At 57.0% G+C, this 15,554-nt stretch carries 13 protein-coding genes; all 13 read left to right on the top strand.

Features of this window, described 5'->3' with window-relative positions:
* Window positions 1-12 precede the first annotated feature (12 nt).
* The 13 genes from ACYQ2U_RS11440 (at window position 13) to wecB (ending at window position 15,554) form a co-directional block, all read left to right on the top strand.
* A complete protein-coding gene (locus ACYQ2U_RS11440) occupies window positions 13-1,872 on the top strand; it encodes a TIGR04326 family surface carbohydrate biosynthesis protein (RefSeq protein WP_459950498.1) in 1,860 nt (619 codons plus the stop codon).
* Window positions 1,869-2,807 (top strand): SDR family oxidoreductase, encoded by a 939-nt coding sequence (locus ACYQ2U_RS11435; protein ID WP_459950497.1) that lies wholly within the window; start codon window positions 1,869-1,871, stop codon window positions 2,805-2,807. The genes ACYQ2U_RS11440 and ACYQ2U_RS11435 overlap by 4 nt, the downstream gene beginning before the upstream one ends.
* Window positions 2,797-3,705, top strand: a complete 909-nt coding sequence (locus ACYQ2U_RS11430) for a glycosyltransferase (protein ID WP_459950496.1) — start codon at window positions 2,797-2,799, stop codon at window positions 3,703-3,705. Before ACYQ2U_RS11435 ends, ACYQ2U_RS11430 begins: the two co-directional genes overlap by 11 nt.
* A 331-nt stretch (window positions 3,706-4,036) precedes the next feature.
* Window positions 4,037-4,405 carry a hypothetical protein gene (locus tag ACYQ2U_RS11425; RefSeq protein ID WP_459950495.1) on the top strand — a complete coding sequence of 123 codons (369 nt, stop codon included), beginning with the start codon at window positions 4,037-4,039 and terminating at the stop codon, window positions 4,403-4,405.
* Entirely contained in the window at window positions 4,405-4,689 is a 285-nt protein-coding gene (locus ACYQ2U_RS11420; protein ID WP_459950494.1) for a hypothetical protein, read from the top strand. The genes ACYQ2U_RS11425 and ACYQ2U_RS11420 overlap by 1 nt, the downstream gene beginning before the upstream one ends.
* 611 nt (window positions 4,690-5,300) lie before the next feature.
* Window positions 5,301-6,251 (top strand): NAD-dependent epimerase/dehydratase family protein, encoded by a 951-nt coding sequence (locus tag ACYQ2U_RS11415; RefSeq protein ID WP_459950493.1) that lies wholly within the window; start codon window positions 5,301-5,303, stop codon window positions 6,249-6,251.
* Window positions 6,248-7,402, top strand: a complete 1,155-nt coding sequence (locus tag ACYQ2U_RS11410; protein WP_459950492.1) for a glycosyltransferase — start codon at window positions 6,248-6,250, stop codon at window positions 7,400-7,402. The genes ACYQ2U_RS11415 and ACYQ2U_RS11410 overlap by 4 nt, the downstream gene beginning before the upstream one ends.
* 126 nt (window positions 7,403-7,528) lie before the next feature.
* Window positions 7,529-8,842: a hypothetical protein gene (locus tag ACYQ2U_RS11405; RefSeq protein ID WP_459950491.1), complete on the top strand. Its 1,314-nt coding sequence runs from the start codon at window positions 7,529-7,531 to the stop codon at window positions 8,840-8,842.
* A 31-nt stretch (window positions 8,843-8,873) separates the two neighbouring features.
* Window positions 8,874-11,309, top strand: coding sequence for a hypothetical protein (locus tag ACYQ2U_RS11400; protein ID WP_459950490.1), 2,436 nt, complete (start codon window positions 8,874-8,876; stop codon window positions 11,307-11,309).
* Window positions 11,306-12,556: a glycosyltransferase family 4 protein gene (locus tag ACYQ2U_RS11395; protein WP_459950489.1), complete on the top strand. Its 1,251-nt coding sequence runs from the start codon at window positions 11,306-11,308 to the stop codon at window positions 12,554-12,556. The genes ACYQ2U_RS11400 and ACYQ2U_RS11395 overlap by 4 nt, the downstream gene beginning before the upstream one ends.
* Window positions 12,553-13,407, top strand: coding sequence for a dTDP-4-dehydrorhamnose reductase family protein (locus ACYQ2U_RS11390; protein ID WP_459950488.1), 855 nt, complete (start codon window positions 12,553-12,555; stop codon window positions 13,405-13,407). Before ACYQ2U_RS11395 ends, ACYQ2U_RS11390 begins: the two co-directional genes overlap by 4 nt.
* Before the next feature lie 31 nt (window positions 13,408-13,438).
* Window positions 13,439-14,431 (top strand): polysaccharide biosynthesis protein, encoded by a 993-nt coding sequence (locus ACYQ2U_RS11385; RefSeq protein WP_459950487.1) that lies wholly within the window; start codon window positions 13,439-13,441, stop codon window positions 14,429-14,431.
* Window positions 14,424-15,554, top strand: coding sequence for a non-hydrolyzing UDP-N-acetylglucosamine 2-epimerase (gene wecB, locus ACYQ2U_RS11380; protein WP_459950486.1), 1,131 nt, complete (start codon window positions 14,424-14,426; stop codon window positions 15,552-15,554). The genes ACYQ2U_RS11385 and wecB overlap by 8 nt, the downstream gene beginning before the upstream one ends.

Raw genomic sequence — 15,554 nt, 5'->3', positions numbered from 1 at the left:
GCTGTCCCACCTATGCACGATCTGGGAGAACTGGTTGTTCTGGCCGGACAGCATGACGCGCCACCCGGAAGCATTTCATTGCCGGCATACCTGGACACGCATGGTGACGCGCTGCGTGCCGCCTATGTGGCCTTTATCCATGAACTGGGTGCGCAGGATGTCCAGGGGCGATCCCTGGCGGCGGCACTGACTGACCATGAGGGTTTCAGCTACTGGTGGATGACACATCTAGCGGAGAAGAGTCCATTCAAGTCACCTCGCATCTACGATTGCCTTCGCCTGCTCGGGCTGGAGATGCTGATGCGGGAAAGCGCCGCGCAGGCCAGCTGCCTAGTTCTCTACGGAGGCGATGTCGCCCTTTCGACTACGTTAGCGTCGTTCTGCGGGCGCAGGGGCTTGGCGTTCCGGCATCAGCCCGTGGCTGCCATTGGCAAGCCTAGCCTACTGTCCCGGCTGCATCACGCCCTGCCGTGGCGGTTGAAAGGCTTGTTAAGTATGCGGCACTGGCTGCGGCGCTGGAGTCTTCGCGGTCTCTCGTCACCCGCCTGGTTTACCAAGCCTAAAGGGGTGCTTTTCTGCTCTTACTTCTTCAATCTCGATGGGCAGAGGGCTGATGCGGGCAGTTTCTATTCCCGTCAGTGGGAGCTGTTGCCAGCGCAGCTGCAGCGTGACGGCTGGCGGCTGAACTGGCTCCACCACATGCTGTTGCTCCCGGGAATACGCAGCGTGCGTGAGGCACTGGAAAAGGCCATGAGCTTCAATGCAGACGGTGCGGGGCAGGGATGCCATAGTTTCGTGGAATCACAGCTGAGTGTTCGCCTGATCGCCGGCGCGGCGCTCGAGTGGCTGCGAATCGGTCAGCGCGCCAGCAAGCTGCGACCTTGGCTCTCGTTTGTGCCGGCGGGGTCGCAACTTGACCTCTGGCCATTGCTAGAGGACGATTGGGAAACTTCGCTGACCGGCTCTGTAGGGCTTGCCAACTGCATATGGCGGCGGCTTTTCGACCAGACATTGTTGACCATGCCAGCTCAGGCAGGCGCTTTTTATCTTTGGGAGAATCAGGGTTGGGAGGTTGCGTTCCTTCATGCTTGGCGACGTCACCAGCGTTCGCAGGTCATCGGATTTCCGCATGCCACTACAGCTTTCTGGCACGTGAACAACTTCGATGACCCGCGTCTCTTCGCGGACAATAACGTGGATGCCACCAAACCCTTGCCGGACCTGCTGGCAGTCAGCGGACCGATGGCTTGGCACATGTTTGTCCAGAGCGGGTATCCGAGTGCGCGCATGGCACCGGTTGAAGCAGTGAGGTTCCTGCACCTTCTGCAGCGTCCACCAACGCTGCAGCGGCATCCGCGCAAAATAGGTAAGCCACTGAAGATCCTGTTGCTGGGGGACTTTTCCCGAGAGCAAAGCAGGGCCATGGGAGCTTGCCTAGCGCATGCTGCACGGATGTGGGGAGGGCAGATGGAATTGACTGTGAAGCCGCACCCGATTACCCTGCTGGGGAGCCAGGATCTGCTTGGCTTATCATTCACCCTGTCGGACAGGCCGCTGGGAGACATCCTTCAGGAGTTTGACTTGGCCTTTGCAAGCAATTCGTCTTCGGCCGCACTGGATGCATGGCTGTATGGGGTGCCGGTGGCGGTTTTTCTGGACGATTCCAGCCTGAACCACAGCCCCATGCGAGGTGCGCCGGGAGCATGCTTTGTCAGCAACGGCGTGCAGTTGGCTCGAGTGTTGGCGGAAGGAGTCGAGCATCCGCCAATGCCAGTCGGTGAGTTCTTCTGGCTGGATGGAAGTCTGTACCGATGGCGCCAGTTGGTGGCGCAAGCGACAGGCCAGGTCCAGACAAGCGAACACAACCCATGACTATTCGGAAAATTTTGATTACGGGCGGCAGCGGCCTGCTGGCGCTCAACTGGGCGTGCGCGCTGCGACAGCGGTGCCGGATCACGCTAGGTGTGCATCGACACGATGTGAGGCTTGCTGGCGTGGACAGCCTGCGATTGCGGCTAGATGATGCCCAGTCCTTTTCCAGCCAGCTGCGTGAGCTCGCACCGGATTTGGTGGTCCATGCCGCCGGGTTAACGCGGGTCGACCTGTGCGAACAGGATCCTGCGGCCGCCAAGTTTGCCAATGCTGAAATTGCCCGGATCGTTGCGCAATGCGTTCACTCTCAGGGAATCCGGTTGCTGCACATCTCTACTGACCACCTATTTTCTGGACAACAGAGCATGTATTCCGAGACAGCGCTACCCCAGCCCTTGAACGAATACGGCCGCAGTAAGCTACTGGCGGAACAGTGGGTGGCTCAGGCTTGTCCGCACGCGCTGATCTTGCGCACCAACTTCTTTGGTTGGGGACTCTCGAGCCGGCAGTCCTTTAGCGACTGGGTAATCTACGGTTTGCGCGAAGGTCTTCCCCTGTCAATGTTTACCGACGTGTATTTCACGCCCATCCTAGCGGATGCGCTGGCGCTGTCGGCGCACAAATTGGCTTCCTCGGATGCTTCAGGCCTATTCAACCTTGTGGGCAGCGAGCGCATTTCCAAATATGAATTTGGATTGCGGCTTGCACGCGCCTTCGACCTGCCGCAGGACCTAGTGCAGCCGTCACATGTCGCGCAGGCGCGGCTGAAGGCTCAGCGTCCCCCCGACATGTCACTGGACAACCACCGTTTTCTGGATCGGCTCGGCGAGCCGTTGGGCAATCTGGAAGATTGGTTTGAGGTCCTGCGCGAGCAGGAGCGCCTTGGACGCCGCGAAGAATTACTGTCCGCTGTAGAGGAAGCTCGTGCGGGTTGATGCCAGGGATACAGCCCAAGGCAGCGCTTTTGAACCTGCGATCAGCGTAGTCATCGCTACGCTGGGAGGGCCGACCTTAGCCGATACCTTGCAGATGCTCAACCAAGGCAGTGTGGAACCGGCGGAAATCCTGGTTTGCATTCCGCAGCGTGAAGCCCAGCGGGTGCAGGGACTGGACTTTGCGAATCTGCGTGTGCTGGTCACGGAATGCCGAGGGCAGGTTGCGCAGCGTATACAAGGTTTCCGTGCAGCCGCTAGTCCGCTGGTTCTACAGTTGGATGACGACATGCTGCCGGCACCGGATTGCCTGCAGCGCTTGTGCCAGACCTTGCTTGCGCATGGCAGCAGCTGCGCAGTTGCCCCCGCGATGGTGGATCGCACTACTGGTATTTCTGCCTATCGCAAGCCGGTGACCGAGCCGTGGGTACTACGCATTTACTACTGGTTGATGAACGGCAGCCAGGGCTATGTACCGGGGTATGTTGATCGCGCCGGTAACGCAGTTGGTGTGGATGCCGATGCTGTTGGTCACCAGAAGGTGGTGCATGCAGAATGGCTCGCCGGGGGTTGCGTGCTGCACTACAAGAGCAATTTGTTGCTTGAGAACTATTTCCCGTTTCCCGGGAAAGCCTATGGGGAGGATGTCATCCATTCCCATTTGCTGCGAAGCAGGGGAATTGAATTGTTGGTGGATACCGATGCCCGGTGCGCGCTAGATCTAGTTTATGCGCATAGCATGAGCTGGCGAGATTTCTGGAAGAACCTGCGCGGTGACTGGCGCGCGCGTCGCTATGCCATGGCCTTGCGGGGGCGCTCCAGTCCCCGGATTGTTTTCATTTATCTGGTCAGCATCGCCGGCTACCTAGCGCGAAGAATCCTGCGACGGAGGGCAGCATGACGCAAATCGCCGGTCGTCACTGCCTGGTCGTGTTGGGGAAAACAGGTTTCATTGGAGGGTATTTCCTACCGGCTGCGCAGGCCCATGGTTGGGGGGGCGGGTTGACGCGCAGCGTCAAGTCGGAGTCGAACTGCGATGGAGAGGAGTGGGCGCCGACTAATATCCAGGATGCGGCGGTCTGGCAGCAGCTGCTTATCCCGGATCGCGATGTGGTCAGCTTGGCTCACGCTAACCAGGCAGCGGGGACTAAAGAGCGGACGCGACCCGCTTCATGGCGGATGTCTGTAAGCAAGCCGGGGTTTTCCGGTTGGTACATTGCAGCAGCATTTCGATGTGCACCCACGCGTCGATGTGGTCGGTTGATGGGCGGTCATTGTCGGCCGTTTTTCCGCAAAGCCAAGTGGTGACCATCAGTGCAATTACCTCTGCTGCCGTTGACGCCTATTGTGCCGAGCGTTCAGTCACGCAGGTCACAAGTGGCCGTGGCCTGAATGTAAATGTCCAGCGCGGCAAGGATGGGGCGCTTGTGGAATCTCCAAGCGAACTGATCCATGGGCTGAATCAGGCCGAGGCAGAGAAGGCCCCCTTTGCACATGCAGATCATTACTTCAATCTGTGTGTGTCGTTGCTGGGGGGCATTCTGGCCTCCGGGAGTGCCGTAGGCGTGATGACCACAATTGGGGTAGCGGGAGAGATGTGATGTCGATGTCGCAAGAGATTCCGATACCAGACAATACCGCGCCAGCTAACTTTCCCATTGTCATTCCTGGCCTAGGCAGCGAGCTGATCACACTGGCCATCGAGAAGATAAATCTCGGCTCGGCGCGCCCGAAGGAAATCCTCGTGTGTATTCCCGAGATGGAGACCCACAGGGAGCAGGATCTTCTCTACGACAATGTCCGGCTCGTTCCGACGCCTGTTTGTGATCAGGTCGCCCAGAGAGTGTTCGATTTCTCACAAGCCAGGCCTTCGCTCGTGATGTAACAGAGCGGATATCATGCTTACACACGATACCATTACTACTTTGTTCAGCGCCTTGATCTCACTAGGGCCGGGGCACACCGTCGGGCCTGTGTTCCACAACGTCGAGGTCGGTGCGCGGCTGTTGAAGATCGACAGCAGACTCAAGGGGCTCGTGATCAACGTGTATTCTGCTTTGATCCGCAGCATGCCAGGGGGAGGAGAATAATGGGCGCACTTAGTGATATCGGCGGGTGCGGGTGTTTCGATTCTCACCTGTACGACGTGGCTCTGGTCAGATCGGCGTGGTTGCAGGGGGAATACTCGGTGTCGTATAGCGACGAACTCGTCTTCGAGGCATTCCTTCCCTACCCGGGGAAAACGTTTTCCGATGGTGTGCTTCATTCGGCGCGGAGAGCACGCAATGCTATTACGCAACTTATCATCATACATGCAAAGACGACCATCCTGCTGCTCGAACGTGGTATGACTCTTCACAGCGTGGTCGCTGAGATCAGGGCTCGGCGATATGCGACACGGATGCTCGCCGGGGATACTGCACGCGCATGCATTACCTCAGTTCTGGGCATTCTGCGGCGACAGATCGCTGTCATGCTGACACGGTAGGTAAGCGCGTGAAATCCTCCCCAATCGTTGTTACGGGTGCAAGCGGCTTTATCGGGAAACATTTCCTCGATGCGGCGCGAGCGCGAGATGTGCGTGCCCTCAGTCGATCAGGGAAAGACCGGGGTAACGGTCACGACCAAGTTCGATGGATTGAGGGCAATCTGGCCTCGGCGAAATGTTGGCAGGGGGTGCTAGAGGCTGGCTGCACGGTCATTAACCTAGCCTATCCGAAGAGCCTGCCAGCCAAGGAAGCGGTGACGGCGGCGCGGCACATGGTGGCAGCGTGCGCAGAATACCAGGTCGCACGGCTGATTCATTGCAGCACCGTGTCGGTCTACGGTAGGACCGAGGGTGGAGTAATCGACGAATCGACGCTGTGCAAACCACAGGATGATTACGGTAGGACGAAGCTGGCAATCGAAGAGGCGATCTTGAGCACCGAAACCGGCGCCTGTGATGTCGGGGTAATACGACCTGCCGCGGTGTTCGGCGCTGGTGGGCGCAATCTCGTGACGTTGGCGCAAAGTCTGCAGCACGGTTCGAACGTTAGCAATTACCTCCGGGCCTCGTTATTCGGGCGCAGGAAGATGCACCTAGTACCGGTCGAATCGGTGGTGGCCGCGCTGTTGTTCCTGTGCGACAGCACGCGTCCGTTGTCCGGGAACGTATTCAACGTGGCAGAGGACGACAACGCATTGAACAACTTTCAGGACATCGAGCGGATGCTGGCAAAGGGAATGGGCGTGGAAGGACGGTGCGTTTCGCCACTGCCGATCCCTCCGTGGGTGCTTCGCATGCTGTTGCGCTCACGTGGCCGCAGTGAGGTTGATCCCAACTGTGTCTATCGAGCAGACAAAATCCGCGCTTGGGGCTTCGTCAGCCCCGTGTGCTTCGAAGAGGCTCTCATGGCTTTTTCCGCCAATTTCCGCAGTAACACGAGTTCGCGAGGGCTCTCTTGAAAATCCTGCTCGTCAATCATCTGCTCGATCCGGTGAGCGGTGGCGGGACGGCTGAGCGAACGTTGCAGTTAGCCCGGTTCCTTGTGCGCGAGGGCGCCGAATGCACCGTGCTTGGACTGGATATCGGGGATATGGACGCCGGTAAGCATCTGGTCAGTCGGTATGGGGTCCGAGTGAATGCGGTTCCATGTATCTACCAGCGGTTTTTCGTTCCTTGGTTAATGCCGTGGCGGCTCGACCAGATGGTTCGTGAGGTGGATGTCGTCCTTCTTTCTGGGCACTGGACGCTCCTGAACGCGCTGTTCTTCTGGGCATGCCGCCGCAGGGGAACACCTTACCTGTTCTGCCCTGCCGGAGCGCTAAAGCCGTTCGGGCGGTCGACGTTACTGAAGTGGATCTACGCTAAGCTAGTTGGTAGTGCCGTGGCCCGAGGGGCTGCAGCATGCATTGCGGTAACCGAAGCCGAAATTACCGATTTTGTAGACTGCGGTGTGGCTGCCGAGCATGTGGAAGTGATCCCGAACGGGATCGATCCGGATCAGTACAAGCTTGATGACACGACAATCGCTGTTGAGCGCTTCCGCTCGGCACACGGACTTGGCGATGCGCGTGTGGTTCTCTTTCTGGGGCGTCTGAACCCCATCAAAGGCCCAGATCTGTTGCTTGAAGCGTTCTCGCAACTTGCGCAGCGGCTGCCGGACGTGCACCTACTCCTGGCTGGACCCGATGGTGGAATGCGAACAGAGCTGGAGGCCCGAGCGTACACACTGGGGCTTGCTAGCCGGGTTCATTTTGCTGGCTACGTAGGTGGGGCTGACAAGCTGGCAGCCCTCCAAACCGCTGAAGTCCTGGCGATTCCGTCGCGCCGTGAAGCGATGTCGATCGTTGTTCTCGAGGCGGGGATCTATGGGCGCCCCTCCGTCTTCACAGACACCTGCGGGCTCGACGGGCTTGCAAGGGCTGGGGCAGGAATAATGACATCGGTATCAGTGAATGCGCTTGCTGCTGGCCTGCTCCAGTTGCTTGAAGCTCCCGATCAATCGCGCGAGGCTGGAGTGAAGCTTCAGCGTATGATCCGTTCGGAATATCTGTGGGAGTCTCAGGCAAGGCGCGTTCTTGCCCTTGCGGCACGGGTTCTGCTGCGCCGCTGACGTTAAGGTTTTTGTTAAGGCTGCCCATCCATGATTCGGTCGATATACGTCTTTTCCCTGCTCGTAGTCACTGGCCTTTATTTCCTGGCAGCGCCTCACTACCCAGGTCACTGGCTTGAGTACCTCGTGTTTTCCATCGCCGCCAACGGATTACTGTTTGCCGGTTTTCGTCGTCGGGCGCTCTATTTTGATACCTTCATTGGCGTTTTTCTCTGGTTGGGCTTCTGGCTGAAACTGTCCCTGCGTTTAGTGATTGCTGGTGGGGTGTTCAGTGAGCCTGTGGGGGCTTTCGACGGGGCGCCGGCATCTTTCGATGCCGTCATGCAAGTTGCTACATTTGCATTTTGTGCGCTGCTCTTCGCCAGCTTTGTAAGAGAGCGCGCCTTCACCTATCCTATTCGGGTGCCCGCATGTGGTGACTCAGGCCTGTTTCGCTTCTACAACCGTTATCGTTGGAAGATCCTAGCTGCCCTGTTCTTTGTCGTTGCAGCCACGGCAGGGACGAATCTCTGGCTGGGTATCTATCAACGCGGCATGGTCGCCGAGACTCGGCTGCTCTTTGGTTTAAATGGGGTGTTCGCATGGGCGTTGCAGTTCGGTCTGGCTTCATCCGTAGCGATTATCGTGCGCTTCGAGTTGGATATGAAAGAGCGACTCTCCGCCGTAGCGGTGCTAGCGCCGGTGATAGAAGGGTTCATGACAAACACGTCGATGCTGAGTCGTGGGATGGTGCTCAACGGGATGGCCGTTGGCTTGGGCGGGTTGCGGACCATGCTGGCGCGGCGCCTGCCGATCGGCGTCTGGCGAATCGCCGCGGCATCGGGGCTGTTCTGTTTTTTCTTTGTGGTGTCTGTGTTCGCGGTCAATTACCTGCGGATTTCCAAATTTAATATGGGCGAAGCCGGACTGAGCTCACAAACAACGACAATGACTCGAAGCTTAACTACGCCTTTGTTCATCGATCGCTGGGTCGGTATTGAAGGTTTGATGGCTGTCGCATCTTCAGACAGGCGTGGTTGGGATCTTTGGAGAGATGCCTGGCTAGAGGAGTTTCAGCCGGGGACGCCAAGCCTTTATGATTCACAATTGATCGTTTCACCTTACGTTGCGGGTATTGATGGAACACGCAACCATTTTGTTTCCCTTCCTGGAATAGTCGCGTTTTTGTACTATCCTGGCTCGCTACCATTTATGCTTGTTTGCCTTGTATTGGCAGCCTGGCTGGCAGCATTCCTCGAAGCGCTCGCGTTCATGTTTTGCGGACATAATTGGGTGCTTTGTGCGCTTTTTGCTCAGGTGATTGCGTTTCGCTATGCGAGTTTCGGCTATGTGCCCGGGCAGTCGTATCTGCTGTTCGGCGCGCTCTTCCTGAATGGGCTCATTATCCATGTGGCAGACAGACTGTGTCTGACGTGGTATTCGCAAAGAGCGTCGTCATGATCTGCAGTGAATCGGACATTCGAGAGGCAGCATGAGGCAAAAGACTTTCTTGCTGTTTCCCCTTGCAGTCCTGTTCAATTCGTTTTCCATGACCGCTCTGATGTTGGCCTTTGGCTTAGTGGGGCGCTCCGAGGTGGCGGCTGATATTGGACTCGTGCAGGCTGCGTCCCTGGCGTTGTTCTTCGCGTTTTCGGCTAATGGGCGCAACGTGGTACTCGCCGAGACTGGCGCCGGTGCTCGGGAAGCAGCGTCGTCGCTGATTCTGACGAGACTGGCGCTCATGGTCCCGCTGGCTGTTGCGACCTACTTCCTGAGCGTGTCCGTAGGGGGGGCGATTGCTTCCCTGTCAGTGGTGCTCATCCTGCGGCGGGCAAGCGAGTGGATCGGCGAAATTGCGTTGGCTAGGCATGAAGTACTCGGGAACGTGCGTGCTGCTTCGCATACGGTCTTGGCTGAAAGCGTCTCATTGCTCGGCTGCCTCGTCGGCACGGTGCTCTTTGATATCGATCTGTCAATTTGCACCTTGCCCTGGGCGCTGGTGCCACTGGTTGCTGTCCGGGGGGGCGGTCTGGCGTTGGGCTCTCAGCATCTGGGATTCCGTGCGTTGCTTCCGCATTTCGGTTCGTCGGGCATCATTGGCGCGAGTGTTTTCGTCTTTCGACTTTCTGTCACGCTGCTTGCCGGAAAAGCCACGGCGGGAAGCCTGTTTACTGCGTTTGCAATTGGTAGCCTGATTCCGACCGTGTTTGGTCAGGCGCTCGCTCCGACATTGATTCGACGCTATGGCAATGGTCGTTTGCCCCGTGCGTTTGCCATTGCGCCCTTGGGTATGCTGCTGGCAGGGGCAGCGCTAGCCGGGTCTTACGTTCTGTTTCCTGCGTTCGTGTCAGATACAGGGCTCGCTCCCATCTTCTGGCTCGCAGCGGGGCTTTCCATCATCGGTGGCGGTCTCATGACTCTGGCGATCCTGCTTCGCACTCGAATTCTCCTCGACCGAGGAGGGAATGTATTCGGACCGGATTTGCTCGCTAATGTGCTGATCGCGACGTGTGTACCTTTTGTCTACCATGTGTGCGGAGTTAAATGCCTCGGTGCACTCTATATGTTGAGTGCGCTTCTCAATCTCGCGTTCCTGGTCGGCGCGAAACGCCAACATCTCGAACGTCGGAAGGGCCAGTATTGCTTTGTGCTGATCATTTGTCTGCTGCTGGTCGCTCCCGTGTTTTTCCAGTTGGAGGGGGGGATTTTCAGCGATCCTGCATTCGTTTTTGATGCACAAGGGAGCATCCTGAAGCTCCCGTTGCCAGTGTCGATTCTGGCACTGTTCGTGGGTATTGCGGTACTGGGAAATTACTGGCAAGCATCACGAACGCTTACGACGTTGTTTTTTTCTGCCCTTTTGTTTGTGATGACCTCACTGATCACGGCTCAGGGGGTTGGCGCTCAGGAGAGCGCCAAGCTGCTCCTTCTGGCGCAGTACCTGATGCCGATGTTTGCGCTTGTTCTGGGGGAGATGATTGGCGTTACCTTCTACGGCGGCCGGCTGTTTTTGTGGGCAGCATGTACCACGCTGCTCTTGGTACTGCCCGCACAGTTAATAGCCAGCATCCTCCAAGGTTACACATTGCTGAGTCCAAAGGTTTTTTTGTTCAGCATCTATCAACATCTTCAATATTTTCCGATGGTCGTTTCGGCGTTGGTGATCGCGGTATTGATTCCCTTCTACAGCCGAGGCGGGGTTGAGAGGCTAGCGGCGGGCGCACTTCTGGTCGTGTCGACGGTTTTCCTTCTTTGGGCACAGTCATTAGTGTCCATTGTCGGCCTAGTTATCGCAATCTGTGGCATTTTTGCGGCCCATCTGTCGCAGAAGTATTTTTCTCGCCGAGCCATGCTTGTTTCGGCAGGCTTTTTGGTGACGCTGGTCGGTCTTGTGATGGTGGGGCTGACTTGGGTGATCGATGCGAAAATCGAACCGGCGAGCGACCAGCAGACATGGCACTCCAAGTTTTCAGCGAAGTCGAATGCGGCAGGTACCGGGTTGCCCTCTGGCCTCGAAGAGCGCAAGGCGCATTGGCGCTTCTTTTATGATGGAGTTGTCGAGTCCCCGAGGGTGTTTCTGATCGGGCACGCGTTACCCCCGCCGCGCGAAGCACACCCAAGTGCACACAATTACTGGCTCGATACTGCTTACAACTTTGGCATCCTTGCGCTTCTGCCGATGGGGTTGCTGCTTGTCTGGAGCGTACGTCACATCTACCGTGCGAGAGTGAACTTGCTCGTGCAACCCGAGACACTCGGTCTTGTGCTTGCGCTGAGCTACCTGTTGTTCATTGAAAATATGTTAAAGGTTGGGATGCGACAGCCTTATCCCGGTATACTTACTTTCTTTCTCTGGGGCTTGCTCGTGGCCCGTCTGCGGGCCGATTATTCGGTGTGCAAGACCACAGCGGAGGCCTCAAAGGGATGAGGGTGCTGGTTCTGTCTCAGTATTTCTGGCCGGAGAATTTCGGCATCACGAGGCTTGTGAAGTCGCTGGAGGATCGCGGCGTGGAGCTGACGGTGCTGACCGGGCAGCCAAACTATCCGGATGGCGCGGTTTTCGATGGCTATTCCGCCTGGCGAACCTCCCGGGAGTTGATGGATGGGATTCCGGTGTTTCGTGTCCCGATTGTGCCACGAGGGAATAAGTCTGTTTTGAGGCTTGCCATCAACTACCTTGCTTTTGTCGCAAGTGCGTTCGCATTCGGTCCGTGGTTGTTGCGTCGTCAACGTTTCGACGTTGTCTTCGTCTATGCCCCATCTCCGTTGCTCCAGGCGATTCCGGCCATTTTCATCTCGTGGCTGAAGCGCGCTTCGTTGGTGCTCTGGGTCCAGGATCTCTGGCCTGAGAGCCTGTCGGCGACAGGCTTTGTCCGTAATGCGCGCGTACTCGGATGGATCGGTTCGGTGGTTCGTTTCATCTATCGACACACTGATCTGGCCCTCATTCCCTCGGAAGGTTTTCGCAAGCCGATTGAGAAACTTGCTCCCCCTCGAATGCCGATCGAGTACTACCCCAATGCTGTTGCCCGCACCGATCCCCGTTCCGAGCCACTTTCCGATCCTATCCAGGCACTGCTAGCCAGGATCGCAGGGTGCCGCTCAGTGGTTTTCGCCGGTAATCTGGGGGCTGCGCAATCCTTGGAAACGATCCTGGGTGCCGCAGAATATCTGTTTAAAGAAGGACATGATGCGCGGTTCTTCCTGGTCGGCAGCGGTAGCCTGTCGGATTGGCTTGCAGCGGAGATTGAGCGCAGAGGGCTTTCAAACGTATCGCTTCCTGGACGCTTTGCACCAGAGTTGATGCCGGCTATCTATGATGCAGCGTCGGTACTTCTGGTCAGTCTTCGTGATGAGCCGATTTTCGCATTGACTATTCCAAGCAAGGTGCAGAGTTATCTTGCAGCGGGAAAGCCGATTATTGCTGCGCTCAACGGTGAGGGTGCTCGGCTTGTCGAAGCTGCCCGCGCTGGTGTTACTGCACCTGCTGGTGACTGTAGGGCGCTCGCGGACCGTGTCATTCAAATGTTCGGACTGGAAGCGGCCGTGCGACAAGATATGGGGGGTAATGGGCGGCGGTTTGCACAAAAGCATTTCGAAGTCGATGGACTAGCGGACACACTGGTCTCCCTGTTAAATGATTTGACCGTGAAACGGAGAAACTCTTCACCATGAGGATTCTGGTACTTGGCGTGTCGGGCATGTTGGGCAATGCCATGTATAGGACGCTCTTCCGGGCCTCCGGGCTTGAGGCTTGGGGGACGGTGAGGTCTGCGGGCGTAATTCGTCACTTCGACGATGAGATGAGGGCACGCATCTTGTCAGGAGTCGATGTCGAGACGGCCGATGGGCTGTTGGGCGTGTTCGAGCGTGTGAAGCCGCAACTGGTGGTAAATTGCATCGGGTTAGTTAAGCAATTTGCGGCGGCACAGGACCCTTTGCTCGCACTCCCGATCAATGCGATGCTGCCTCACCGGTTGTCGCGATACTGCGCTCTCGTAGGTGCCCGCCTAGTGCACTTCAGCACCGACTGCGTGTTCAGCGGGAAAGTCGGCGGGTACCGTGAATCGGACACGTCTGATGCTGAAGACCTCTACGGGAAGTCAAAGTTCATCGGCGAGGTGTCGGATGCTCATACGGTGACGCTCAGGACCTCGATTATTGGGCATGAACTGGAAAGTCATCATGGGCTAGTCGAGTGGTTTCTGCGCCAGATGGATTGTGTCTACGGATATCGACGCGTTATTTTTTCGGGGCTCCCAACGGTCGAAATTTCAATGATCGTCAGGGATTTTGTGATCCCTCGACCCACTCTGTCCGGTGTCTTCCACGTGGCATCGGCTCCCATTACCAAGTACAACCTGTTGCAACTGGTCGCTGCGGAATATGGCAAGTCGATCAGTATCTTGCCTGACGATTCGGTCGTGCTCGACCGCTCGCTCGTCGCCGATCGTTTCAGGGATGCGACGGGTTATGTGGCGCCGGACTGGCCTGAGCTAGTCAAGCGCATGAAAAACTTCAGCTAAGAGGACGTATATGTTTTCCGGAAAGACACTGATGATCACCGGCGGAACGGGGTCGTTCGGCAATACGGTTCTGACTCGGTTTCTCGACACGACGATCAAGGAAATTCGAATCTTCAGCCGCGATGAAAAGAAGCAGGAAGACATGCGTATTGGGCTCAATCATCCTAAGCTACGGTTTTACATAGGCGATGTGCGCGACGAGGCAAGCTTGAGGCAGGCCATGAAGGGGGTGGACTATGTATTTCATGCGGCGGCATTGAAACAGGTCCCCTCCTGCGAGTTCTACCCGATGGAGGCCATGCGCACCAATGTGATGGGCACCGAAAACGTGCTAAATGCCGCAACGGATGCAGGCGTCGAGCGTGTGGTGGTGTTGTCTACCGATAAGGCGGTCTACCCGATCAACGCCATGGGCATATCTAAGGCAATGGCCGAGAAGGTGATGGTGGCCAAAGCGCGTTTGCAGCAGCCGGGTGAAACTGTTTTCTGTGCCACCCGCTACGGCAACGTCATGGCATCCCGTGGGTCTGTGATTCCTTTATTCGTGTCCCAACTCAAGGAAGGGCGGCCACTGACAGTCACCGACCCCAACATGACCCGTTTCCTGATGTCTCTGGAAGACTCTGTTGACTTGGTGTTGTATGCCTTCACCCATGGTCAGCAGGGTGACATTTTTGTGCAAAAGGCGCCTGCCTCAACCGTGGGAGACCTTGCACAAGCACTGAAAGAACTGTTTGGTCAGCCCGAAATGCAGACGCAGGTGATTGGAACGCGGCACGGTGAGAAGCTTTACGAATCGCTGATTTCCCGTGAGGAGATGGCGCACGCCATCGACATGGGCGGCTACTACCGTATCCCCGCAGACAACCGCGACCTGAACTACGCCAAGTACTTCAGCGAGGGGGAGACAGATATTTCCACGCTGGACGACTACACCTCACACAACACTCGCCGGCTGAACGTTGAGGAGGTCAAATCCTTGCTGCTGACCTTGGACTACATCAAGGACGAGTTGCATGCTTAAAGTCATGACCATAGTCGGCACCCGGCCAGAGCTCATCAAGATGAGTCGGGTGATCGCCGAATTCGACCGCCACACCCAGCATGTGCTGGTACACACCGGCCAGAACTACGATTACGAGCTGAATCAGGTTTTCTTTGACGACCTTGAAATCCGCAAGCCTGACCACTTTCTCGAAGTTGTGGGGGACAATGCGGCGCAAACCATTGCGAGGGTGATCGAGAAAGCCGACGAGGTGCTGGCTGCAGAGCAGCCGGACGCCGTGATGCTGTACGGCGACACCAACTCCTGCCTGGCGGTCATTGCCGCGAAGCGTCGCAAGGTACCGGTGTTTCACATGGAGGCGGGCAACCGCTGCTTCGATCAGCGAGTGCCCGAAGAGCTGAATCGCAAGGTGTTGGACCATCTGAGCGACATCAACCTGGTCTTGACCGAGCACGCACGCCGTTATCTGATTGCCGAAGGCATTCCGCCTGAAACGATCATCAAGACTGGATCGCACATGCGCGAGGTCTTAGACCACTACATGCCCAAAATCCAGGCCTCTGATGTGCTCCAGCGCATGCGGCTTGATCAGGGCCGCTACTTCATCGTCAGTGCGCACCGCGAAGAAAACGTGGATTCCGAAGAAAACCTCCTGGATTTGCTGGATACCCTGAATGCACTGGCTGAAACGTACGATGTGCCCGTGATCGTCTCGACCCATCCTAGAACACGCAAGCGGCTCGACGCCCTGTCGGGGGTGGAGCTAGATACTAGGGTTCAGTTCATGAAGCCATTTGGTTTTTGTGACTACATCCGGCTGCAGATGGAGTCGTTGTGCGTGATTTCTGACAGCGGAACGATCACTGAGGAAGCCTCGCTGCTGAATCTGCCTGCCATCACGATTCGTAATGCGCATGAGCGTCCTGAAGGGATGGATGCAGGAACGCTGATCATGGCAGGGCTGAAGAAGGAACGTGTGCTGGATGCGGTTCGAATCACAGTAGCGCAACACACCAATGAGAAGGCCACAGTGCGCCCTGTGCAGGATTACGAGAACCCTTCGGTCTCCAAGCAGGTCCTTCGCATAGTGGAAAGCTACACCGATTACGTGAACCGAACGGTCTGGCGTAAGGCCCTGTAA

The organism is Denitratisoma sp. agr-D3 (assembly GCF_054658675.1).
This window is presented reverse-complemented; position numbering and strand designations above follow the sequence as displayed.

Bases quoted from the DNA above. Each gene is read 5' to 3' on its own strand.
- ACYQ2U_RS11440 (WP_459950498.1), top strand. From the start codon at position 13: ATGCACGATCTGGGAGAACTGGTTGTTCTGGCCGGACAGCATGACGCG.
- ACYQ2U_RS11400 (WP_459950490.1), top strand. From the start codon at position 8,874: ATGAGGCAAAAGACTTTCTTGCTGTTTCCCCTTGCAGTCCTGTTCAAT.
- ACYQ2U_RS11390 (WP_459950488.1), top strand. From the start codon at position 12,553: ATGAGGATTCTGGTACTTGGCGTGTCGGGCATGTTGGGCAATGCCATG.
- ACYQ2U_RS11425 (WP_459950495.1), top strand. From the start codon at position 4,037: ATGTGCACCCACGCGTCGATGTGGTCGGTTGATGGGCGGTCATTGTCG.
- ACYQ2U_RS11420 (WP_459950494.1), top strand. From the start codon at position 4,405: ATGTCGATGTCGCAAGAGATTCCGATACCAGACAATACCGCGCCAGCT.
- ACYQ2U_RS11395 (WP_459950489.1), top strand. From the start codon at position 11,306: ATGAGGGTGCTGGTTCTGTCTCAGTATTTCTGGCCGGAGAATTTCGGC.
- ACYQ2U_RS11385 (WP_459950487.1), top strand. From the start codon at position 13,439: ATGATCACCGGCGGAACGGGGTCGTTCGGCAATACGGTTCTGACTCGG.
- wecB (WP_459950486.1), top strand. From the start codon at position 14,424: ATGCTTAAAGTCATGACCATAGTCGGCACCCGGCCAGAGCTCATCAAG.
- ACYQ2U_RS11435 (WP_459950497.1), top strand. From the start codon at position 1,869: ATGACTATTCGGAAAATTTTGATTACGGGCGGCAGCGGCCTGCTGGCG.